The organism is Parasaccharibacter sp. TMW 2.1884 (assembly GCF_023337695.1).
Lineage (GTDB): Bacteria > Pseudomonadota > Alphaproteobacteria > Acetobacterales > Acetobacteraceae > Bombella > Bombella apis.
Genome location: NZ_QORR01000004.1, coordinates 203,597 through 226,904, shown reverse-complemented (window position 1 = coordinate 226,904; position 23,308 = coordinate 203,597). Strand labels below are relative to the sequence as shown.

16 protein-coding genes are annotated in these 23,308 nt (G+C 61.3%); 12 read left to right on the top strand and 4 right to left on the bottom strand.

The genetic code is table 11. The features are described 5' to 3' along the window. Positions 1-11: 11 nt before the first annotated feature. Genes DTI93_RS07755 through DTI93_RS07740 form a run of 4 tightly spaced genes read left to right on the top strand, consistent with a single transcriptional unit; the run spans position 12 to position 3,856 of the window. On the top strand, positions 12-2,099 hold the full coding sequence (locus DTI93_RS07755) for a DNA polymerase III subunit gamma/tau (RefSeq protein WP_249080181.1): 2,088 nt from the start codon (positions 12-14) through the stop codon (positions 2,097-2,099). A gap of 54 nt (positions 2,100-2,153) precedes the next feature. After that, positions 2,154-2,477 (top strand): YbaB/EbfC family nucleoid-associated protein, encoded by a 324-nt coding sequence (locus tag DTI93_RS07750; RefSeq protein WP_043557969.1) that lies wholly within the window; start codon positions 2,154-2,156, stop codon positions 2,475-2,477. A 57-nt stretch (positions 2,478-2,534) separates the two neighbouring features. Then, positions 2,535-3,101 (top strand): recombination mediator RecR, encoded by a 567-nt coding sequence (gene recR, locus DTI93_RS07745; protein ID WP_043557970.1) that lies wholly within the window; start codon positions 2,535-2,537, stop codon positions 3,099-3,101. A 2-nt stretch (positions 3,102-3,103) separates the two neighbouring features. Next, entirely contained in the window at positions 3,104-3,856 is a 753-nt protein-coding gene (locus DTI93_RS07740) for an SDR family oxidoreductase (RefSeq protein WP_103765305.1), read from the top strand. On the opposite strand, the gene DTI93_RS07735 is transcribed toward DTI93_RS07740, so the two are convergent. Both DTI93_RS07735 and DTI93_RS07730 read right to left on the bottom strand, forming a co-directional pair. Continuing rightward, positions 3,792-4,358, bottom strand: a complete 567-nt coding sequence (locus DTI93_RS07735) for a hypothetical protein (protein WP_146046901.1) — start codon at positions 4,356-4,358, stop codon at positions 3,792-3,794. The genes DTI93_RS07740 and DTI93_RS07735 overlap by 65 nt on opposite strands. Before the next feature lie 79 nt (positions 4,359-4,437). Further along, a complete protein-coding gene (locus DTI93_RS07730) occupies positions 4,438-4,755 on the bottom strand; it encodes a TIGR02300 family protein (protein WP_043558425.1) in 318 nt (105 codons plus the stop codon). A gap of 223 nt (positions 4,756-4,978) precedes the next feature. Here DTI93_RS07730 and aroA point away from each other — a divergent pair, with 223 nt between their 5' ends. From aroA to DTI93_RS07700, 6 genes are all read left to right on the top strand, one after another. Then, the gene (gene aroA / locus DTI93_RS07725) at positions 4,979-6,307 is read left to right on the top strand and encodes a 3-phosphoshikimate 1-carboxyvinyltransferase (protein WP_043557972.1); all 1,329 of its coding nucleotides are present in this window, start codon (positions 4,979-4,981) and stop codon (positions 6,305-6,307) included. Continuing rightward, positions 6,304-6,957 carry a d(CMP) kinase gene (locus tag DTI93_RS07720; protein ID WP_181005183.1) on the top strand — a complete coding sequence of 218 codons (654 nt, stop codon included), beginning with the start codon at positions 6,304-6,306 and terminating at the stop codon, positions 6,955-6,957. The genes aroA and DTI93_RS07720 overlap by 4 nt, the downstream gene beginning before the upstream one ends. A gap of 244 nt (positions 6,958-7,201) precedes the next feature. Then, positions 7,202-8,911: a 30S ribosomal protein S1 gene (gene rpsA / locus DTI93_RS07715; RefSeq protein ID WP_249080180.1), complete on the top strand. Its 1,710-nt coding sequence runs from the start codon at positions 7,202-7,204 to the stop codon at positions 8,909-8,911. Between the two features lie 229 nt (positions 8,912-9,140). Further along, on the top strand, positions 9,141-12,518 hold the full coding sequence (locus DTI93_RS07710; RefSeq protein ID WP_249080178.1) for a glycosyltransferase: 3,378 nt from the start codon (positions 9,141-9,143) through the stop codon (positions 12,516-12,518). Positions 12,519-12,526: 8 nt separating this feature from the next. Beyond that, on the top strand, positions 12,527-15,535 hold the full coding sequence (locus DTI93_RS07705) for a glycosyltransferase (RefSeq protein ID WP_249080176.1): 3,009 nt from the start codon (positions 12,527-12,529) through the stop codon (positions 15,533-15,535). Between the two features lie 31 nt (positions 15,536-15,566). Beyond that, positions 15,567-16,601 (top strand): glycosyltransferase, encoded by a 1,035-nt coding sequence (locus tag DTI93_RS07700; RefSeq protein WP_249080173.1) that lies wholly within the window; start codon positions 15,567-15,569, stop codon positions 16,599-16,601. 99 nt (positions 16,602-16,700) lie between these two features. Here the strand turns inward: DTI93_RS07700 and DTI93_RS07695 are convergent, their stop codons facing one another. Beyond that, the gene (locus DTI93_RS07695) at positions 16,701-19,433 is read right to left on the bottom strand and encodes a pitrilysin family protein (protein ID WP_249080172.1); all 2,733 of its coding nucleotides are present in this window, start codon (positions 19,431-19,433) and stop codon (positions 16,701-16,703) included. A gap of 148 nt (positions 19,434-19,581) precedes the next feature. Here DTI93_RS07695 and DTI93_RS07690 point away from each other — a divergent pair, with 148 nt between their 5' ends. Then, the gene (locus DTI93_RS07690) at positions 19,582-20,112 is read left to right on the top strand and encodes a hypothetical protein (protein WP_043558433.1); all 531 of its coding nucleotides are present in this window, start codon (positions 19,582-19,584) and stop codon (positions 20,110-20,112) included. Next, positions 20,102-20,656, top strand: coding sequence for an MliC family protein (locus DTI93_RS07685; protein ID WP_249080170.1), 555 nt, complete (start codon positions 20,102-20,104; stop codon positions 20,654-20,656). Before DTI93_RS07690 ends, DTI93_RS07685 begins: the two co-directional genes overlap by 11 nt. Before the next feature lie 168 nt (positions 20,657-20,824). On the opposite strand, the gene metE is transcribed toward DTI93_RS07685, so the two are convergent. Continuing rightward, on the bottom strand, positions 20,825-23,155 hold the full coding sequence (metE, locus tag DTI93_RS07680; RefSeq protein WP_103765300.1) for a 5-methyltetrahydropteroyltriglutamate--homocysteine S-methyltransferase: 2,331 nt from the start codon (positions 23,153-23,155) through the stop codon (positions 20,825-20,827). Positions 23,156-23,308: the final 153 nt, after the last annotated feature.

Below are 23,308 nucleotides of genomic sequence, written 5' to 3'. Positions count from 1 at the left end.
ACGTTGCAGCCGTGAGCGAAGAAGACATTCCCCTCCCACCCGAAGGCGGAGCCGGTTTTTTCTCCGATGCTGCCCCAGCGGATGCCGTTCCTTCGGAACAGAAGGCACCCTACCGTGTTCTGGCCCGCAAATACCGTCCCCAGACATTCGATGACCTGATCGGTCAGGAGAGCCTCGTCCGCATTCTGCGCCGGGCCTTTGCCGTGGGCCGTGTGGCCCATGCCTTCATGCTGACAGGGGTGCGGGGCGTGGGCAAAACCACCACGGCCCGGATCATCGCCCGTGCCCTGAACTGCACCGGCGTGGATGGCACGGGTGGCCCGACGGCTGATCCCTGCGGTGTCTGCCCCAACTGCAAGGCCATTCTGGCAGACCGTCATCCGGATGTGCTGGAGATGGATGCTGCCTCCCGCACGGGCGTGGATGATGTGCGGGAGATTATCGAGGCCGCCCGGTTCCGCCCCATGCAGGCCCGCATGAAGGTCTTCGTGATTGACGAAGTGCACATGCTGTCTCGCAATGCCTTCAATGCGCTGCTGAAGACGCTGGAGGAACCTCCGGCACAGGTCACCTTCATCTTTGCCACGACCGAACTGCGGAAGGTGCCTGTCACGGTGCTGTCCCGCTGCCAGCGTTTCGACCTCCAGCGTGTGCCGCAGGCCATGCTGGCCGAGCATTTTGCCCGCATCGCCCGCAAGGAGGGGGCGGAGCTGGAAGAGGGGGCTTTGGCCCTCATTGCCAGAGCCGCTGACGGTTCCGTGCGTGACGGCCTGTCCCTGCTGGATCAGGCCATCGCACAGGGAGCGTCCGATACGGCCAGCGTGGCGGACATGCTGGGGCTGGCGGACCGTGGCATGGTGTTCGACCTGCTGGAGGCTGCCCTGCACGGGCAGGTGGCGCCCGTGCTGGAGATTGCCGGGCGGGCTTATGCCCGTGGGGCTGATCTGGGCGTCCTGCTGACGGACCTGATGGACGTGCTGCACCTTCTCTCCCGCATCAAGGCCCTGCCGGAACTGCGTGACGGCCCAGAACTGCCGGAAATGGAGAAGGTCCGTGGCGGGGCGATCGTGGATCATGTGGGGGTCACGGTTCTGGGGCGGGCCTGGCAGCTGCTCCTGAAGGGGCTGGCCGAGGTGGAAGCCGCTCCGGACCGGCAGCAGGCAGCCGAGATGGTGCTGATCCGTCTCTGTCATGCCAGTCTCCTGCCCACGCCGGATAGGCTGATCCGGCAGATGCAGGAGGCATCGTCTTCCGGTGCCATCCAGACCGAGGGACGGTCCGGTCCGCAGGGAAATGCCGCTTCATCTGCCGCTCATGGCGGGGGGACGGCTCCAGCAGGGGGCGTGTCCTCATCCGTGTCCCGGTCTTCCGTTCCCCGGGGGCAGGAGGGAAGTGGGCCTTCAGCTTTCGTGCAGGGGGCTGGGACGATGGCCGGGGGGAGTGATGTGGTCCGTCAGGGCAGTACCGTCCTGAAGCCGCAGCTGGACGGGCCTGCTCCGGAACCGGTCCCTGCAAGGCAGCCCCTGCGTCTGGCCACGGAGAATGGCACAGCCGTGTCGGCCCGTGATGAAGGGCCGGGGCCGGATGATGGCGGTGCGGGCGAGGCCATTCCGCCCATGCCCCGAAGCTGGCGGGAGCTGGTTGCGCTTGTGGGGCAGCAGAAGGAAGCCCGTCTCCACGGAACGCTGCGGCATCTGGGGCATGTCGTGGAGTTCGAGCCGCCCCGTCTCGTGCTCCGTCTGGCTGAAAATGACCGGGATCAGAAGCGGCAGGCCTTCCGTGCCCTGACAGCCCTGCTGGACAGGCTCTATCCCGGCCGCTGGCAGGTGGTTGCCTCCGAAGAACAGGGTGAGGCGACGCTGGACGAGCAGGGGGCAGAAATCATCGCCCTGCATCAGGACAAGGCCAGGCAGCATCCGCTGGTCCGGGCCATCATGCAGCGGTTTCCGCATGCCCAGATTGGTGAGGTGCGGGATCATACTCTGGATGATTACGGCCTGCCGCCGGAGACGGTGGTGCCTTTGGGGGAAGACGTGCCGCCTGATTTTGAATTTGCCCCGCCGGATGCCGATTACCCTGATGAGGATGAGTTTTACTGAGCCGTCAGAGGTCACCATGGCCCCGGCCCAGTTCTGTAACCAAGGAGTGACGTGATGAAAAATCTTGCTGGCATGATGAAGCAGGCCACACAGATGCAGGCCCGCATGAAAGAGGTTCAGGCCAGGCTGGAGAGTGCGGAGGTTGACGGTGAGGCCGGCAACGGGCTGGTACGGCTGACCCTGACGGGCAAGGGGGCGCTCAAGTCCATCACGATCGACCCCAAACTGGCTGATCCGGAAGACATGGAGACCATGCAGGACCTGATCGTCGCTGCCTTTGCCGATGCCCGCAGCAAAACGGAAGCCATGAGCCGGGAGGAGATGAAGAAGGTCACCGGTGGTCTCCAGCTGCCGCCGGGCATGGACCTGCCTTTCTGAAAGCCGGAGCGAGGATGAGGGTCTGACGTGCGCATAAGCCCCGAAATCGAAACCCTGATGTCCCGTCTGGCCCGTCTGCCCGGCCTTGGCCCCCGTTCGGCCCGTCGGGCGGCTCTGGCGCTTCTCCAGGCACCAGAGGCACGTCTCCAGCCCCTGATTGCTGCCATGCAGGCGGCGGCACAGTCGATCCATACCTGCCCGCAATGCGGCAACCTGGACAGCTGTACACCCTGTTCGCTCTGTGCAGACCCCCAGCGTGATCCATCAGTCATCTGTGTGGTGGAGAGTGTTGGTGACCTCTGGGCGCTGGAGCGGTCCGGAATGCATCGGGGGCGGTATCAGGTACTGGGTGGTGTGCTGTCGGCCCTTTCAGGCTGTGGGCCGGAAGACCTCAATCTGACGGGCCTCATGGAGCGTGTGCAGTCAGGCGAGGTGGAAGAGGTCATTCTTGCCCTTGGAGCCACGGTGGATGGTGCGACCACGGCCCATTGGTTGCAGGAAAAACTGGCCCCTCACAAGGTGGCGGTGAGCCGTCTGGGTCACGGCATGCCGATGGGAGGAGCGCTGGATGTGCTGGATGAAGGCACGTTGGCGGCCGCCATGTCATCCCGGAAGGTTCTGTGAGCATGTTTGGTCTGTCGCCCCATATGCCCCGTGTTGCGCTGGTAACGGGGGGAGCCCGTCGCCTCGGCCGGGCGATGGTGGAGATGCTGGCCCGGGAAGGCTTTGCCGTGGCCATCCATTGTCGCCACAGCCGTGATGAGGCCGAGGCCCTGCTGCGGCAGATTGATGGTCATGGCTGTGTCGTGCAGGCTGATCTGGCGGAGGAGGCCACTCTGCTGCCCCTGTTGGCGGAGGTTGAGGCCAGGCTGGGGCCGGTTGGCGTTCTCATCAACAATGCGTCCGTTTTTGAACGGGATGAACTGGGCGGCGTGACCCGTGCAAGCTGGGATGCACATATGGAGCCGAACCTGCGTGCTCCGTTTGTTCTGTCCCAGGCTATGGCCGATTCCTTGCCGGACGGAGCGGAGGGGCTGATCCTCAACATGCTGGACCAGCGTGTCTGGAATCTGACGCCTCATTTTGTCAGCTATACCGTATCCCGCTCTGCCTTATGGAGCCTGACCCGCAGCATGGCTCTGGGGCTGGCACCCCGCATTCGGGTGAATGCCATCGGGCCGGGGCCTGTCCTGCCTGCCGCAGGCCAGTCTCTGGACCATTTCGAGAGCATGTGCCGCAGCACACCCCTTCAGCGGGGTGCGGGTCCGGATGAAATTGCTGCCATTGCCCGCATGTTCCTGATGCTGCCATCTGTCACGGGACAGATGCTGGCACCTGATGGCGGGCAACATCTGAACTGGTCGCCTGCGGCGTCCTGATCTCAAGGGCTGCCTTTTTGTAGCGTTCAACAAGATAGGAAAAACCACGCTGATCCACCCTGCGGTGGAGGATGGCCCGGTTTTCCAGCACGACGCCTGCGGGCAGCCCTGTGAAGCGGCTTCCAAGACGCTGCCGGGAAAAGGTGGTCTCACCAACGGCCTTGCCGAAAGGCACATGGCTTCCGGCCAGTTTCCGGCGGGCGTCTGGCGTCAGACGGTCGGGCAGGTATAGATTCCATGCCTCTGACCATACTGCCCGCCCGCAGAGAAGCTGGACGTGCCGGACGACCAGTCGTGTTGTTGGGGAGGCCTGCAGGGCCTGTCTGGCGTCCCGCTGGAGGGCAGGGGGCGCCGCTCTGTCCAGAAGATGGGCTGTAATGGGGCGGGGGCAGTGCTGTTGCAGGGTGGCTGTGGCACTGGCCCGTTGGCCCAGCTCGTGTGCGAGGGCCTCTGCTGTCGCTGGGCGGGGAGCTGCGGCATGGGCCTGCACGATGCCGGCCATGCAGGTGCCAATCCCCAGACAGAAAAGCCGCACCCGGGTGGGGGTGCGGCTCCTGCATGGGAAGAACAGGGAGAGCCCTTTATGAATCGTCCCGGTCATCCTTGTCGGTCGAGACCTCGATATCCTGGCTGATGTCATCATCGTCATCCAGATCATCATCACCGGAGATGACATCGTCATCATCGCCAGTGTCGATGTCCATATCATCCTCGTGCTCTTCCTGGGCGAGATTCTTGTCCTTCTCGTCGGCCAGCTCGTCCTCTTTCTTCAGGCGGGAGAGGTTTCCGGGCTGGGTTGTCCCACATTTCGGGCAGACAGCCGGTACGCGGTTGAGATCATAGAAGCGTGCATTGCAGTCAACGCATGTCCGTTTCAGACCGAGTTCTGGTTTTGCCATAATGCTGGAGCCCATGTTGCCACAAAAGAGAAGTGACTGGGCCATGCCACCGAAATGTCCCGCTGTCAAATATTTCTCCATGTGGTGGCAGAAGAGGCGGAGCTCTGCCTCGGGGTCCGTTCCTGCTGGCAGAATTGCCGCATGGGGGGACAGACTTTTCCAGATGGATGGAGTAGTCTGGTCCTATTGGATGATCCCACCCTTGATGATGTGAAGCAGGATTATGACAGCACAGCGTCCCTTGAAAGTCTCCTCTGCCCCGGCTGGGCTGGCCGGGCGGGTCCGTGTTCCCGGAGACAAGTCCATCAGCCATCGTGCGCTCATGTTCGCCGCCCTTGCCGAAGGGCGGACCCATATTTCCGGCCTGCTGGAAGGTGAGGACGTGCTGCGTACGGCAGAGGCCATGCGTGCCCTCGGGGCAAAGGTCGTCCGGGAAGAGGGCCGCTGGATTGTCGATGGCTGTGGTGTGGATGGGCTGAAAGAGCCTGCCGATGTGCTGGACATGGGCAATTCCGGTACGGCAGCCCGGTTGCTCAGTGGTGTTCTGGCGACGCATCCCTTCATGAGCATCATGACGGGTGATGCCTCCCTCCGCAGCCGCCCGATGGGGCGTGTCAGCGTTCCGCTGGGTGAGATGGGGGCACGATTCGTGACCCGTGCGGGCCAGAAGCTGCCCATGGCCGTGGAAGGAACGGGCAAGGGGAAACCGCTGCATTACCGCCTGCCGGTGGCCTCGGCACAGGTGAAATCCGCCATCCTTCTGGCAGGGCTGAACTGCGAGGGGGAAACGGTGGTGGAAGAGCCGGCCCCGACCCGGGATCATACCGAGAACATGCTGCGTCATTTCGGCACGGAGGTGAAGGTCGAGGAGCTGCCCGGAGCCGGACGGCGCATCACGCTGAAAGGCCCGGCCCGCCTCGTGGCGCAGGACGTGCTGGTGCCGGGGGACCCGTCATCAGCGGCTTTCCCCGTCGTGGCGGCCCTGCTGGTGCCGGGTTCGGAGATTGTCGTGGAGGCAGTGGGCCAGAATCCACTGCGGACCGGCCTGTTCAAAACCCTGAAGGAAATGGGGGCGTCCCTGGAGGTCCGTGATGAGCGGATTGAAGGGGGGGAGGTCATCGGAGACCTGCATGTTCGTGCGGGGCGGCTGAAGGCGGTGGATGTTCCAGCTGTGCGGGTACCCTCCATGATTGATGAATATCCGGTTCTGGCCGTGGCCTGTGCGTTTGCGGAGGGTACATCCCGCCTGCGGGGCCTTGCCGAGCTGCGGGTGAAGGAGAGTGACCGCCTGGCCGCCACCGTGGCGCTGCTGGAGGCCAATGGGGCGAAGGTGCATGTCGAAGGAGATGATCTGATCATCGAGGGGCAGAAAACCCTGCCCGGTGGTGGGAAGGTCCAGACCCACATGGATCACCGTCTGGCCATGAGCGCCACCGTGCTGGGGCTGGCGGCTGAGAAGCCGGTCCATATTGATGATACGGCCTTCATCGAGACCAGCTTCCCCGGTTTCGTATCCCTGATGAATGGTCTTGGTGCGGGGCTGGAGGCATGAGCCGGCGGGGCATGAAATATCCGGTCATCGCCATTGATGGCCCCGCCGCCGCAGGCAAGGGCACGCTCGCCCGCCAGCTGGCGGACACGCTGGAGCTGCCTTATCTGGATACGGGGCTGCTGTATCGGGCCGTGGCCCGCCGGGTGCTGGACCAGGGGGGCGATCCGGCTCATGACGGGCCGGAGCAGGCCCGTCAGCTCGTGCCGGAGGACATGCGCCGGACCGACCTGCGGGAGCCGGAGGTGGACCGGGCGGCCTCCGCCGTGGCCCGGCACCCGGAGGTCCGGGAAGCTCTGCTGGAGCGGCAGCGTCATTTCGGGCGGGCCCGGGGTGCCGTGGTGGATGGCCGTGATATCGGGACGGTCGTGTTTCCTGATGCCACCGCCAAATTCTTCATTACGGCCTCGGCAGAGGTCCGGGCCCAGCGGCGTTATGTGCAGCGGCATGGTCAGCCATGCACGTCTCCGGCCCAGCTGGCTGAGGAAGTGGCGGCCATCAATGCACGGGATCAGCAGGACGCCTCCCGCGAGACGGCACCGTTGCGCCCGGCCGAGGATGCCGTGCAGATTGTAACGGATGATCTGGATGCAGCCGACGTGCTGGACCGTGTCTGCCAGATTTTGCAGGAAAAGGGCATCATCCGGCGCTGATTCATATCTTCGCTGTTGACAGTCCCCCCCTTATGCGTGTTGGTGAGGGGGTATGACGCCGCACAGCCCGTGGTGTCATGAATCCCCTTGGGGGATCTGCGATTTGTGATGACTTCCGCTCCGGGCTGTGGGGTCGGGGGGAGACGTCGTTTTTTGGGCCCATCACTGTGTTTTTGGGCAGAGGGAGACGGCGCATGGCTGGGTGCCGGGCACTGGCTGCGGCACTCTGGAATGCTGGAAATACATGGCTTCTGCCACTCAGAATACACCGGAACACGGTAAAGAAGATTTTGCTGCCCTGCTGGATGAAACACTGGGCAGTGACAGTGCGTTTGACGGGACCGTTGTCCGCGGCCGTGTCATCCGTCTGACAGACGATCACGCCATCGTCGATGTCGGCCTGAAGAGCGAGGGGCGTGTTGCCCTGCGCGAGTTCGGCCCTGTTGGCACAACCCCGGATGTGAAGCCGGGTGATGTGTTCGAGCTGTTCATCGAGCGCTACGAGGACCGTGACGGTTCCATCGTTCTGTCCCGTGAGAAAGCCCGCCGCGAGGAGGCATGGACCGCTCTGGAGAGCGCTTTTGCCCACAACCAGCGTGTCAACGGCACGATCTATGGTCGCGTGAAGGGTGGCTTCACGGTCGATCTGGGTGGTGCCATGGCCTTCCTGCCGGGCAGCCAGGTGGACATCCGCCCCGTGCGTGACGTCGGGCCGCTGATGGGCCAGCCGCAGCCGTTCCAGATCCTCAAGATGGACCGGGCCCGTGGCAACATCGTCGTGTCACGTCGCGCCGTTCTGGAAGAGACCCGTGCCGAGCAGCGTTCCGAGCTGATCCAGGGCCTGAAGGAAGGCATGATCCTCGACGGCGTCGTCAAGAACATCACCGATTACGGTGCGTTCGTTGACCTCGGCGGCGTTGATGGCCTGCTGCATGTCACCGACATCGCCTGGAAGCGCATCAATCATCCGTCTGAAGCTCTGCAGATCGGCCAGCCTGTCCGCGTGCAGGTGATCCGCTTCAACTCCGACACGCAGCGCATCTCCCTGGGCATGAAGCAGCTTGAGGCTGATCCGTGGGAGAACGTGGCCGTCAAGTATTCGGTCAATGCCCGCTTCACGGGCCGCGTGACCAACATCACGGACTACGGTGCCTTCGTTGAGCTGGAGCCGGGTGTTGAAGGTCTGGTGCACGTCTCCGAAATGTCCTGGACGAAGAAGAACGTCCATCCGGGCAAGATCGTGGCCACCTCCCAGGAGGTCGAGGTCATGGTTCTGGATGTGGACAGCGCCAAGCGCCGCATCTCCCTGGGCCTGAAGCAGGTTCAGCGGAATCCGTGGGAGCAGTTCGCTGAAGAGCACAAGGTTGGCTCTGTCATCGAAGGCGAGATCCGCAACATCACCGAGTTCGGTCTGTTCATCGGCCTGTCCGCCGACATCGACGGCATGGTCCACATGTCCGACCTGTCCTGGGACGAGTCCGGCGAAGAGGTCATGAAGCGCTACGAGAAGGGCCAGGTCGTTCAGGCCAAGGTTCTCGACGTGGATGCCGAGAAGGAGCGTATCTCCCTGGGTATCAAGCAGCTTCAGGAAGACCCGGCTGCCGATGTGCTGGACCGCATCAACAAGGGTGATGTCGTCACCTGCGTTGTGACGGCTGTTCAGAGCAACGGGATCGAGGTCAAGGTCGATGATGTCCTGACAGGCTTCATCCGTCGTGGCGAGCTGGCCCGTGACAAGAGCGAGCAGCGTCCGGAACGCTTCGCTGTTGGCGAGAAGGTCGATGCCAAGGTGGTCGGTCTGGACCGTTCTTCCCGCAAGCTGTCTCTGACCATCCGTGGTCGTGAGGTTGAGGAAGACAAGCAGGCCATCAGTGAGTATGGCTCTTCTGACTCCGGTGCATCTCTCGGTGATATCCTTGGTGCGGCTATCCGTCGTCGTAGCTCCGAGGACTGAGAAGCTCATTTTCGGACCATGGCGGAATGGTAACATTTCTTCATGGATTCAAAGCGGTAAAAGGGCGGCCATTTGGCCGCCCTTTTATTGTTTTGTAATTATGTTGGTGGTAAATCTTTACTGGAGCTGCGCTTCAGACTGGCTCGTCCTCTGTAATTAAGCCGTTCTTACGGTCTGTCTGGTGCGGCCAGACTTGAAGATAGGTTTTTCTTGGAACTCAGGGTTGGCAATGGCGATTATCTACAACACGAATCATACCCATAACCCGAATGCCTATCTGACACTGGCAATACAGCGTGCGGCAGAAGAGCTGTTCGGGAAAGAAAACATTGTCGTTGCCGACAATATGAGTCTGGCCAGTGCGGCGGCCTCCGGCCAGCATGACACCCTGCTCTGTATTGATGGCCAGCGCATCAATCAGGCCCTGATCCGCCGTGTGCGCCCCGCCTTCAAGACCGTGATTCTCTGGACATTTGAAGACCCCTTCATGCAGGAGATAAACGGTCAGCTGGCTCCGCTGTTTGACCATGTTTTCACCAATGATCCGGCCTCCGTGTCAGTCTATCAGGGCAAGGGGCATTATCTGCCGCTGGCTGCGAGTCCCAGCCTGCATGAGCGGCCCGTGCGGGCTGCGGCTGATTGTGAGTATGATCTGTTTTTTGCCGGGACGATGTGGCCCAACCGGGTGCGGACTCTCCGGCGTGTTCTGGCCAGCTTTCCTGATGTAAGGCTGAAGCTTGTCTGCCCGGGCAATGAATATCTTCCCCCGCTGCCGGACGATATTGCTGCACTGGCCCTCCAGCGGCCTGTCAGCCATGAGGCCTTTATTGATTTCGCCAATGCCAGTGCTGTGACGCTGACCATGTTCCGGGACTACGCCAGCCATGGTGATGTCAGCCAGGCGACGGCGCCTGGTCCACGCTATTTTGAGCTTGGCCTCGCAGGGACAGCGCAGGTGGTTGAAGTGGCCCGTGGCATGGATATCGAGCACTTCAGGAGTGTGGATGGCGTTCATCTGGCCCATGATGATGATGAGGTGGTGGAGAGCATCGCCCGACTGCTGCGGGATCATGAGCTGCGGCAGGACTCCGCCCTGGCGGCGCAGAAGTCGGTCATCGGGCAGCATCTCTATGCGCATCGTCTCCAGTTCATCCGTGAAGTCACGCAGGCGGAGTTCACATGCCATGCTCCGGCCAGTGTGGTGCCGACACCACGCCGCAACCGCCTGCGGGTGCTGATGTGCACTCACTCCACCATTCATGAGCAGGTCTGGGGTGGGGTTGAGGTTTACCAGCGGGAGCTTTGCTCCTTTCTGGGCCGGGAGGTGGAGTTTTTCTTCTGGCTGCGGCGGGGGACGAACTGCCGCCTCCTGTCTGCCAACGGGCATGAGCTGGAGCGTTTCGATATTGCGGAATGCAGCTGGGATGATGTCGTCTGCGATGCGCAGGAAGAGATGCTCTTCTCCAGTGTGCTGAGCCAGTACAATATCGATGTGGTTCACTTCCAGCATCTGGGGCATCACGCTCTTTCCCTGCCGCTCATTGCCAAGGCAAGCGGGGCAGGCGTCCTGTTCTCGGCGCATGATTTCTGGCTGGTGTCATCCCGCTACAACCTGCTGAATCAGGAGATGCGGCATGTGGAGGACCAGTTTGGTTCCGTTCTGGCCATGGATATCATGCTGAAGCAGGCGGAAGGGATCGAGTATGGCGGGGAACAGACCCGCCGTGCCTTCATCGACCGGATGCTGTACCACGTTGATGCCATCATGTTCGGTACGGCCCATTCTCGGGACTTCATGCACAGGATCTACCCTGTGCTGGACAGGAAGATCAGTCTGGTCAACGGGATCCCGAGCCCCGACGTGACGGTGCCGGTTGTGCCCAACGCTTACAGGCCGCTGGAAGAACGCCCGCTGGGCGTGGCTGTTGTTGGCAATTTCGCCCGGACCAAGGGAGCGGATACCATCCTTTCCCTGATAGAGGCGGCCCATCCTGATCATTTCCATTTCCACATTCTGGGCTATGTCCATCCGGATTATCAGCCGGTGCTGGAGGGGATGAAACGCCCGAACGTAACGGTGCATGGGCGGTACGAAGTCGGCAATACGGATGTCATGAAACAGGCCGATGTGGCGCTGTTTCTCTCCATATGGCCCGAGACCTACTGCATCTCCCTCTCCGAGGCATGGCAGTACGGACTGGTGCCCATCGTGACGGGAATCGGGGCGCTGGATGACCGTGTGACGGATGGTGTCAATGGCTTCAAGGTACCGGTCAGCCGGGCAGACGTTGTGCTGGAACGTCTGGAGCTTCTGCGGTCTTCGGAGGATATCCGCCGGAAGATGATGGAGGCCATCACGCCTGATCTCTGGACGCATGAAGGAGATTATACGGCCGGGTTGCTCAGCCTTTACAGGGAGCTCGCACCAAAGCGTCTTCTCGGTGTGTCAGACCTGATGCTGGATGCCGGGCAGCTTGGCCTTCTGCCCATCTCTTCCTGGAAGAACCAGGCGCCGCCCCGTCATATTTTTGATCCCCCGCTGGTGCGGGATCTGGCCATCAATCTGCCATCGCACATCAATGACTGGTTCGCCATCCAGGGGGCCAACTGTTATCTGGATGACATCTGCCACCATGTGCTTGTTGAAGGGGCAGAGAAGACCTTCAAATCGGCTGATGAATTCCATCTCCGTGGCTGGCTGTTCATTCCTGGTGTCACGACGGCGGGACAGCTGCATGTCGTGCTGATCAGTGAAGATGAGCGGAGCCCGCTGATCTTCCTGAAGAGCGAGCGGGAAAGCCGGGGGGACATTTCGGAACTGTTCGGTGCCGATGTGCCGCGCCGGTCCGGTTTTTCCGTCAAGGCGGCGCTCCGGGGCAAATGGTGCGAGGGCTGGTACAGGATCGGCCTTGTCAACTCCATCAATGGCCGTGGGGCGTTCCAGCTGCTGGCCTATGGCCTGGAGGTCGAGGGCAGCAAGGTCAAGAGCATCAGGGCCTTCCGTCTGGACAATGATGTGATTCTGAACGATTTTTACAGGGTTGTGAATGATGACAATGTCCTGCGGGGTGTTCCGCTGACCCGTTTCCCGCGAGGGCGCCTCTTTGCGCAGGAGCAGGGGACGCAGTTCTATTTCATGGACCGTCTGGAGCTTCTGGCAGCCAATGAGGATACGACGCTGGTCGTGCCGCCCGAGGAGCTGGGGGGGGTCGTTCTGCGGGGCTGGAGCTTCATGGCGGGGCAGGGCCGGTCTGGTACGGTGTACGCTGCCATGGTCAGTGAGGAGACGGATGAGATCGTCCTTTTCGCCATGTCCCGTTTTGCCCGGGATGATGTCCGGACAGCCCATCACGATGCGCCACTCTGCTCTGGCTTTGAAGGGCTCCTGAGACCATGGAAGGGACGTGTCAGCCCAATGGGCGGCGTCTGGCATCTGGCTCTGGTGAATATCATCGGAGAGATTTTCGGGACGGTCGTGACGGATATCTGCATGCAGATGGAAGGGGGCCGTTGCCAGGTGCTTTACCGTGAAATGCCGACCGACGAGCAGCAGGAGCGTATCCGGCAGCTGGTGCTGGACCTTTCTGACCGACAGTCCCGGCAATGAGTTCTGGCGTGGCGGACAGGGCCGGTGGGCCATTGGGGGGACTGTCACCCCAGTGGCTTGAGTTCCAGCCGCAGTGGTATCTGCTGCGGTACCCTGATGCGCAGGAGCTGATGCTCCAGCATGGCTATGAAGATGCGCAGCGTTTCTACGAGGAGATTGGCTGCCACAGGGGGCATTCGCCCAACCGGTATTTTGATGAGATATGGTATCGGCAGGCCTATCCTGAAGTGCGACGTGGCCTGTTGGAAAAACGCTGGAAGTCCGGCTTCGAGCATTACCGGTCAGAGGGGTATCATCGCTTCTCGCCACACTGGCTGTTTGATGAGGTGGCCTATCGCCGTCGATATCTGGAGCTGACAGACCGTCATCTGGCGGAGCGTGGTTTCTGCAACGGGTATGACCATTACCTCTCCCATGGTGAGGCGCATGGGTTCAGGGCGGGGCCCTTTGTGGATGTGACGCTGCTTCAGGAAATGGCAGGCCGTCATGAGGAGTGGTTCGGCCCGGAGGGGCTGCTGGCCTCATGGCTGGTTCTGCCGGCCTATATCGCAGATGCTGCGCTACTTTCCTGGTATTTTGATGCCCCTTGGTATCTGGAAACCTACCCGCAGGTGCGTGACGCCATCGAGGCCGGGGATTATGGTAATGCGCTGCATCATTATCTGACAAATCCAACGCCGGAGGCCTTCAATCCGTCGCCCTGGTTCGATGAGGCCTATTACCGCAGGACATCCCCGGATATTCTTCCTTCTGTCGGTGCCGGGGGATTGCGGAATGGGTATGAACATTTCGTTCTGTTCGGGGCGCATGAGGGACGTTCACCAGCAGAGGGAATTGATCTGGCGCTTTATAAACGCCACCCTCTCGTCTGGTCTGATTGTGAGGGCGGTGTCTATGATAGTCCCTTTGCCCGTCTGGTAGCGGAAAAGGCTGGCCATGCCGTACCAGTGGGATGTGAAGACCCTCTTCCTGATGAGGACCAGACCCGCCAGCTGTTCCGGGATGATGCGGCCCTGCATCTGCCTGCCCTCGCCCGTCAGAAGCTGGATTTCCGGGTGCGGGGCATGGCGGAAGTCAGTGTCATCATGGTCGTGCATGACCAGATCGACCTCACCCTTCAGGCTCTGGCGTCCCTGCGGGCTGGATATGATGGAGCCATCGAGCTCATCATCGTGGATTCCGGCTCCTGTGATGAGACATCCGGTCTGGAACAGCTTGTCGAGGGGGCGATCATCCTTCGGCACAGGACCAATATCGGCTATCTGCTGGGCTGCAATGAGGCGCTGGAGCATGTCACGGCACCGGCTGTGCTGTATCTCAACAATGACATACGGCTTTATCCCGATGCGCTGCACCATGCGCTGAAGCGCCTGTATCGTCAGGAAACAACCGGGGCCGTGGCAGCCCGTCTGGTGCGGACCAATCTCTTCCTTCAGGAAGCCGGGTCCATCATCTGGAGGGACGGAGCGACCTATGGATACCGGCGGCAGGATGACCCCAACATTCCCGAGGCCAGCTTCAGCCGGGAGGTCGATTATGGCTCGGCAGCTTTTCTGCTGGTCAGGACAGGGCTGCTCCGGCGTCTTGGTGGGTACGATACCCGGTACTGGCCTGCCTATTTCGAGGATACGGATCTGTGTGTCCGGCTCCAGAAGATCGGGGCCCGGATTGTCTATGAACCGCTGGCGATGGTCGAGCATCTGGAGTTCGGCAGTTCCGGGCAGAGTGGCTCCCATCAGCTCATCCAGCGGCACTGGAAGGTCTTTGCCCAGCAGCATCAGGAGTTCCTGCGTCAGCAGCAGCCCCAGCATATCCGCAATGCCTTGCTGGGGCGCGAGCGGCGCAGGCCGGAGCGGCAGCGTGTCCTGCTGATCGAGGATCGGATCCCCTTGCGGGGTCTGGGTTCAGGCTATGTGCGTTCCAATGATATTGTCCGTGCGCTTGTGGCGCTGGATTATCATGTGACGGTCTTTCCCGTCATGCGGGAGCAGATACCGCCCTTCCTGCTTTACCGGGACTTCCCGGAAGAGGTGGAGCTGGTCTTCAATCAGGACATGTCCACTCTGCTGGAGTTTCTGGAGGAACGGGCCGGGTATTATGACCTGCTCTGGGTCGGGCGGACCCACAACATGGCCCGCCTTCTGCCTCTGCTGAATGAGGCAAGCCGCTTCCTGCCGCATTGTGGCTCCGTCCTGGATACGGAAGTGGTGGCGGCCCCGAGAACTCTCCTTCAGCAGAAGGTGACGGGCCTGATGGCTGATGGCAGCCCGGCTCCGGAGCTTGCGCCGGAAGCCTGGGAGGAAGAGCAGGACCGGCTGCTGGCGGAGGAGCTGCGCTGTGCCCATTACTGCCAGCAGATCGTGGCTGTGACAGAGCATGATGCCGGGCTGATCCGCCGGGCGGGCTATCCCAATGTGATGGTTTTGGGGCATGGCATGGCAGTCGAACCGACATCCCGGCCTTATGGGGAGCGGCGGGACATCCTCTTCCTTGGGGCCTTCCATAGCGAGGCCTCGCCCAATTACGACAGCATGACGTGGTTTGTCGAAGAGGTCCTGCCTTTGCTGAAGGCGTTGCCGGAAGATGTATGCCTGCACATTGCCGGGTATGTTCATCCTGCCGTGGACATGACCCCGCTGGGACAGCATGACCGCGTCGAGATTCTGGGAGCGGTGGATGATCTTGGTGCACTGTTTGACAGGTACCGGGTGTTTGTGGCGCCGACACGCTTTGCCGGTGGTCTGCCCTTCAAGGTGCATGAAGCTGCTGCCCGGGGTCTGCCCATGGTCGTGACGGATCTGCTTCGGGAGGAGGTGGGCTGGCAGGCTGGGGAGAGCCTGTTGAGCGCACCGGGAACGGACCCGGCAGGTTTTGCCGCAGCGGTGGAGCAGCTGTATGATGATGAAACACTCTGGCAGCGTATCCGCCAGTCTGCCCTGGAGGCTGTGAAACGGGATACCGATCTGGGGCAGTTCAGACATAGATTGAAACAGATTGTGGATGCCTCCCTGAACTGACATGGGGCAAGGCGTTGTGGGGGAGTGACAGATGAGCGCAGGTGAAGGGCAGACCGCCGTGAAGGACAAGGACAGCCGGAAGAAGAACAGGCCCAAAAGAAAAGAGCACAAAGTGCTGCTCTGTAGCGGTGGCCGTTATGAGAGCCACGCCAATGCCCAGGTGCGTGCCACCATCATGGAGGGACTGGAAGACTGCTTTGGCAAAGGGAACGTGGTGTCCGTGCATGTGACGGCCGCTGCCTCGGCCATCCATACCCTTCAGCCGGCCCTGGTGTTTGCCATGGGGTCTTACCTGCCGGAGAGCACCTATTTCGGGGAGGTCTCACGGGCTGCGAAAAAGGTTGGTGCCGTGACGACCTTCTGGGCCACGGAAGACCCCTATGAGCAGGATGCCCATTACCAGATCGCCAATGATTTTGATGTGATCTTTTCCTGCGACCGCTGGGGGCACAATTTCTACCAGCGTGACCGGGTGTTCCATCTGCCGCTGGGGGCCTGCCCCAAACAGCACTATGTGCCGCTCGACAGGCAGGCGGACAAGACCATAGATGTTCTCTTCTGCGGTGTGGCTTTCAGTTCCCGCAAGGAGGTCGTGCGCAACCTCATGCCGGTGCTCCAGAAGCTCAATATCCGTATCATCGGGCCGGGCTGGGGTGAGATGGGTGTGGGCTTCTCAGATGCCCGGATTGAGAAACAGCAGCTCATCGAGTTGTATAGCCGCTCACGTCTGGTGCTGAATCTGGGCCGCTCCCTGCATTTTGAGAACAAGCGCTTCATGATTTCCCCGTCCACGCCGGGCCCACGCACGTTCGAGGCTGCGGCGGCCGGGGCTTTCCAGGTTTTTCATGAGGAAACCTATGAGCTGCGCCGGTATTATGAAGCAGACGAGATTCCGGTTTTCTCGAACCGTGATGATTTCGAGCAGATCGTGAACCGGTATCTGCGGGATGATGACCTGCGGTTCGAGATGGCCAGGAAGGCGCAGGAGCGGACCATGAAGGAGCATCTGTATGGCAACCGCATCCTCCAGGCCGTGAATTATCTGATGGATGAAGGCCTGCTCTGACCTTCAGTGCGCCATGGGTCACGCTGACGTGTGGCAGGTATGGAAAAGGGCACCCGTGGGGGTGCCCTTTTTTTGTTCAGGGGGTTGAATGACTGCCCTTCATCGTGCCGGTGCGGGCCCCATGATGATGCGGGCCAGGTCTGTCGGGCGGATCCACCGGGCGAAGGCTTTCTGCACATCCGTTGCTGTCATTTCATAAACGGCTTTGGCGGCCTTGTCCGGGTTGTCCAGCGGCAGGTCGAGATCAATCAGAGAGAGCCAGAGACCGGCAAGGGAATCGAAGCTGGCCCGGCTCATCGGGAAACTGCGCAGAAGGCTGGCCTTGGCGAGGTCCAGCGTCTCGTCAGAGACAGGTTTTGTCCTCAGCCGGTTCAGGTCCTTGATGGCCAGGGCCTGTGCGGCGGGTACTTTGGCCGGGTCCGCTCCGAAGGTGATGGAGAAACTGCTGCGTGTGCGGCTGTAATTCAGTGCACTGCCAACACCATAGACATACCCTGTACGGACACGGAGGTCCTGCATCAGGAGGGATGAGAAGCCATCACCCAGAATGGTGTTGCCGACGGCCAGAGCATGACGGTCCGGGTTGGTGACGGTCAGGCCCAGTGTTTCTGTCAGTGTTACCTTGTCCTGGGAGCGCCCGGGGTCGGCAACCACCGTTCTGCTGGCACGGCTGGGGGGAATTGGCGGCAGGTCAATCTGCGGGGCCGGTCCCTTGGCCTGCCAGCTGCCAAAGGCAGCCGTGATTTTCTGTACGGCATCCTCTGGCGTAATGTCCCCGATGATGACGATGGTTGTCAGGTCTGGCCGGTAGGCCAGCCGGTAATAGGTGTTCACATCATTGAGGCTGAGGGCCCGGATACTCTCTGGCGTGGCTTCACGCAGGGTCGGGTCCTTTGCCGGGACCAGTGCTTTCTTGACAGCCCGGCCGAAGCGATAGGCGGGGGATTGCAACGTGCCCTGCTGGCTGCGGGCTTCCTGCTCCCGTGTGATGACGAAGGCCTGGGCCGGGAAGGCTGGGTGCAGCTCGTGCTCTGCCAGAAGGGACAGGCCCGTGGTGAAGGAATCTGTCAGGGTGCTGAGGCTGAAGCTGCTTCCGGCTTCTTCTTCGGCAGAGATGTCATCAAGGGCACGGGCCAGCGAGAGCCGGTCATGCTGCGTGCTGCCATAGAGGAAAAGCCGGTCCGTCAGGGAGGCTATACCCTCCTTGCCCTGTGGCTGCTCCAGGGCGGGGTTCTGGCGGATGCTGCCATACAGCTCGATTGTATGGCTTACATGCTCGGGCTGGACAATCAGTCGCAGGCCGTTGGGCAGTGTGGTGGCATAAGGCTGGGGGGAGGCTGGGGGCAGGGTCAGCCGGGCAAGAGCCTGCTCTGCCCAGTCCGGCAGGGTGACATGCTCCTTGGGCGGATTGGTGAAGGATTCGGCACCACCAAAGCCTTTATCTGCCAGCGGCTTGCCAGAGTTGCTGGGTGTCAGCGTCGCACTGATGGCGTGGTTGGGGTCCAGCCATTCCTGTGCCAGGGCATCAATATCGGCTTTGGTGACGGTCTGGAAGGCCCGGATCATGTCACGGGGATTGTGCAGGTGCTGGATGGCCACAGCCTGGGACCAGCTTTCCGCCTGTCCGCTGATGCTGTTGGCGTTGAATTCCAGCGCAGCGATTTCCCGCCGCCGTGCCGCTTCGATGAGGTCTGCCGGCAGGCCTGAGGAGCGGTAATGCTCCAGAATGGAGGCCATCTTCACCCGGACCGGGTCTGGATTGCCACCCTGCGGGAAGACCGCATAGGCCGTGGCAATGCCGCCCTGGGCTTCTGGTGCATACATGAAGCCGGTCTCAAGTGCTGTTCCCTGCGGGACGAGGGCAAAGAGATCAGCCCGCTGGCTGGCCAGCACGTCGGCCAGAAGCGTGGCGGCGGCAAAGCGGGGGTCACGCTGCCCGGGCATCTGCCATGCCAGCGTGACCAGTCCAGCTGGCAGGTCCGTTGGCAGGGACAGGGTCTGGCTGGCGACAGGTTTCGGCACAACCCGTGGGTGTTCTGGCAGGGTGCGGGCTGGCAGGGACCCAAAAGCGGCGTCAACCTTCTTCAGCGTTTCGGTCGGGTCCACATCACCGGTGATGACCAGCACGGCATTGTTGGGGGCGTACCAGCTTTCATAGAACTGCCGCAGCTGATCGACCGTCGTGGCATCGAAGGACGGGCGGCTGCCCAAGGCATCGGCTTCGTATGGTGTCCCCTTGTAGAGCAGGCCTCGCACCTGTGAGAGGTAACGATAGATCGGGCTGGAGAGATCACGGGAGACTTCCTGCTCGATGGCACCGCGCTCATGTGCCCATTCATCTCCGCTCAGAGTCAGGCCCTCCATCCTGCCTGCTTCGATACGCAGGAGAATGTCCAGATCACTGGCAGGGGCGGTGAAGTAATACTGGGTGACGTCTGCTGTCGTATCGGCATTGTCGTTGTTGCCGAGCCGTGCGCTGAGTGTGGCCAGCTGGTCCCGGCTGAGGGACTTCGAGCCATTGAACATCATGTGTTCAAGCGCATGGGCCGTACCGGGGAACCCTTTGGGGGTATCCACGGACCCGACTTCGTAATTCATCATTGTCTGCACGACCGGGGCCAGATGGTTCTGGACGATGATGACACGCAGGCCGTTCTTCAGGGTCGCCCGGGTAACGCCTTCCTCATCGGTTGTGGTCAGGGCAGCTGGTGCCGCTGGGGTCCGGGTCGGTTGGGGAGGCGTTTCGGCCAGGGCGGGCAGGGCCGTGAGGCTGGTGGTCAGCAGTGTGACCGCAAGCAGGGCCGGACGGAACAGTGAAGCGGGTAGAGCCATGAGGGCTGCGCATCCTTTCAGCAGGGGAAGGGTCTGTGTCTGTTTTCGGTGTGTTGGTTACATATCGTCAAGGGGTGTGTTCTGTTATACTCCCGGCTAGGAGTCAGGCCACGCCAAGATGGCATGGTATCAGAGAAAAGGAGACAGGATGAAGGAGGGGGTTCTTCAGGCACTGGATGATTTCATTCTGGACAGGCTGTTCCAGCCCGTTGCGGACCGTCTGCCGGGTGCCATGTCTGCCTGGAGCATCGGCATCAATTTTGAGCTTGGGTCCGTCGTTCTCCAGTTTGCCTGCCTTCTGGCACCGTTGCTGATGTACGGGGCCTCCATCAGCGAGAGTGTCCAGTCCGTTCTGGTACTTCTGTGCAGTATCGTGCTGTTTGTCGGCTTCCAGCGGTTCCGCCCATTGGTGAGGCCGAACACGCTCAATCCCCTGCGCCCGCTGATGCGCAGCCTGCGGCTGATCTGTCTGGCCTTTCTGGTCTATGAGACCATATCCGTTTTCATGGCTCCGTCTTCTCCGGCCACATGGTTGTGGAACCGTCTGGGCCTGCTGTCGCAGCTGGCGTTTGTGACGGGTCTGTATTTCATGGCCTGTCAGCCCCGTCCGCCGGAGGAAGAACGCAGGGCCGCAAGACGTCGTGTCGAACTGAGAGGAGTCGTGACTGATGGCATATGACCGGATGAAGGTAGCCTCCCTGTGTGGGCTGCTGCTGGGCGTGGTCTGGACTGGGGGGCATGAGGCCGTGGCAGGTGATGAAACGGCTGCGTCTCTCCAGGCTCAGTCTGTCGCACCGGTACAGGACAGAAAGCCTAGTCCATCATCCCGCAAAAAGGCCGTCCCAGCCCGGAAGGCCGAGAATCATCTCCTGATTCCCCTGCCGGCCGATGAGGTCGTGGGGCGGCAGGATGTCGATTATACATGCAGCCTGGATGAGAAGAAGGCGGGTGATGATGTCCGGTCCCTGCGGACTTCCCTGCCTGCTGGCCGTTTCACGGTGACCTATCTGACAGCAGATATCATGGCATTGGCCATTCTGCCCGTGGATGGTCGTGTGCTGGTGTTTTCCAATGTCGTGGCGGCTGATGGTGCCAAATATGTGGCAGGCAGCTATAGCTGGTGGTCGAAGGGTGATGAGGTCACGTTTGCCCGTGAGGGGAAGGATGATGTGTTCTTTTCCTGCCATGTCGTCCCTTCCGGTGGGAAAACGGCTGATCATTGAGCATGGGGCAGATGCCCTGCAGCAATGGAAGCGGAAATACAGAAAAGGGCTCCCCAGAGAGGGAGCCCTTTCCATGTGGGGGAGACTGTTTTAAATCGCCCCCCGGAACCCGGCTTCATTGGATGGATCGTGCTAGGTAACGAAGCCGGATTCCATCTCTTTCAGCCATCAGCCACGCAGGATCTCGGCAGCCTTGACCATGTTGGTGATGGCCGGGCGGACTTCCTTCCAGTTGCGGGTCTTCAGGCCGCAATCCGGGTTCACCCAGAGCTGGCGGCGGGCAACCTTCTTCTCTGCCGCACGCAGCAGCTCGACCATTTCCTCGACGGACGGAACACGGGGGGAGTGGATGTCATACACGCCCGGGCCGATCTCGGCAGGGTATTTGTGATCGGTGAAGGCTTCCAGCAGTTCCATCTTGGAGCGTGCCGTCTCGATGGAGATCACGTCAGCATCCATGTCGGCGATGGCCTGGATGATGTCGTTGAACTCGGAGTAGCACATGTGGGTGTGGATCTGCGTTTTGTCCTGCACGCCGCTGGCCGTGACACGGAAGCTTTCCACGGCCCAGTCCAGATAATGCTGCCAGTCCTTGCGGCGCAGGGGGAGACCCTCACGCAGGGCGGCTTCGTCAATCTGGATGACGGGGCAGCCAGCCTTCTCCAGGTCCTGCACTTCGTCACGGATGGCGAAGGCGATCTGGCGGCATGTCTCCGAGCGTGGCTGATCGTCACGGACGAAGGACCAGTTCAGGATCGTGACCGGGCCTGTCAGCATTCCCTTGACCGGCTTCCTGGAGCAGGACTGTGCATACTGCCACCAGTCGAGCGTCATGGCTGCCGGGCGGGAGACATCACCAAAGATGATGGGCGGGCGGACATAGCGGGAACCGTAGGACTGCACCCAGGCATGTTTGGTGAAGACGAAGCCTGAAAGCTTCTCACCAAAATACTGCACCATGTCGTTGCGCTCGAACTCGCCATGCACGAGGACGTCCAGCCCGACTTCTTCCTGCCACTTGATGGCGGATGCCGTCTCCTTCTGGAGGAAGGCCACGTAATCCTGCGTGGAGAGTTCCTTCTTGGCGTGGCGGGCACGGGCCTGACGCACTTCCTTCGTCTGCGGGAAGGAGCCGATGGTGGTGGTGGGGAAGAGCGGCAGCCTCAGGGCCTCTTCCTGCGCCTTCTGGCGGACAGGGAAGGCGGACTGACGCTGTGTCAGCTTGGCATCCTTCTGGGCGGCACGCTTCTTCACATCCTGATTATGGATGCGTGTGGAGGTGCGGCGGCTCTCGGCAGCAGCATCGGAGGCGTCCAGAACGGCCTTCACGCTCTCATGGCCTTCGTTGAGGGCCTTGGCGATGGTGGCGAGTTCGGCAATCTTCTGCACGGCAAAGGCCAGCCAGTTCTTCACCTCGGCATCCAGCTGCGTCTCACGCTCCAGATCAATCGGCGTGTGCAGCAGGGAGCAGGACGGGGCCACGATGATGTCACGCTTGGCGGCAACCGGAGCGATGTGCTTCAGAATTCTGGAAAGGTCGGCCTTCCAGATGTTCCGGCCATCAATCACGCCGAGGGAGAGCAGCAGGTCCGGGCGTGCCTTGGCAACAACGTCCTCCAGCTGGTGCGGGGCACGGACCAGATCGACATGCAGGCCATGAACCGGCAGGGACAGGGCTGTCTCCAGATTGTCACCCAGCCCGCCGAAATAGGTCGTCAGCAGCAGCCTGATGTCAGGAACGGCACTGGTGAGGCTCTGATAGGCCAGGGCAAAAGCCTTGCGGGTGGCATCATCAAGGTCCAGCACCAGGGTCGGCTCATCAATCTGGACCCATTCGGCCCCAGCCTGACGCAGCTCACGCAGCACCTCGGTATAGACGGAGAGCAGCCCCGGCAGCAGGTCCAGCTTGTTGAAGGCTGCACCGTGGGCCTTGCCCAGCAGCAGGAAGCTTACCGGCCCCAGCAGGACAGGGCGTGTCTCGATGCCCTGGGCCTTGGCTTCCCTGTATTCGTCAATGATCTTGGTGGAAGAGAGGCTGAAGCTCTGCCCTTCTTTGAATTCCGGCACGAGGTAGTGATAGTTCGTGTCGAACCACTTCGTCATTTCCGCAGCGGGAACATCGGTGGCGGCATGGTGATGACAGGAACAGTCGTGGGCATGGTCCCCGGCCTCTTCCCCACCGGCGACCTGACGGCCACGGGCGATGGCAAAATAGGTGGTGAGGTCCACCTTGCCACCCTTGTGGCCATAGATATCCGGCACGGCTCCGACCAGGGCGCTGGTATCCAGCACATGGTCATAGAGGGAGAAATCGTTGGAGGGGATGATGTCCGCTCCCTGCTCCTTCTGGCGGGTCCAGTTCTCCTTGCGGAGGCTGGCGGCGGTCTGGAGCAGCTCGGCCTCGCTGCTGTTGCCAGCCCAGAAACTTTCCAGAGCCTTTTTCAGTTCACGGCGACCACCGATACGGGGAAAGCCCAGTGTTGCGACGCGTACGGTCATGACATGCCTCCTGGCGTTGGGTGGGCACCGTTCCATTTGCCTTCCACCACCCTGCGGGATGTGCCGCCGGGGGAGAAAGGCAAACGGGCGGGCGGTATCTGCCCCACCGATGAGATCGGGACTGCCTCTGGGAGGCAGCCGGGAAACGCGTCC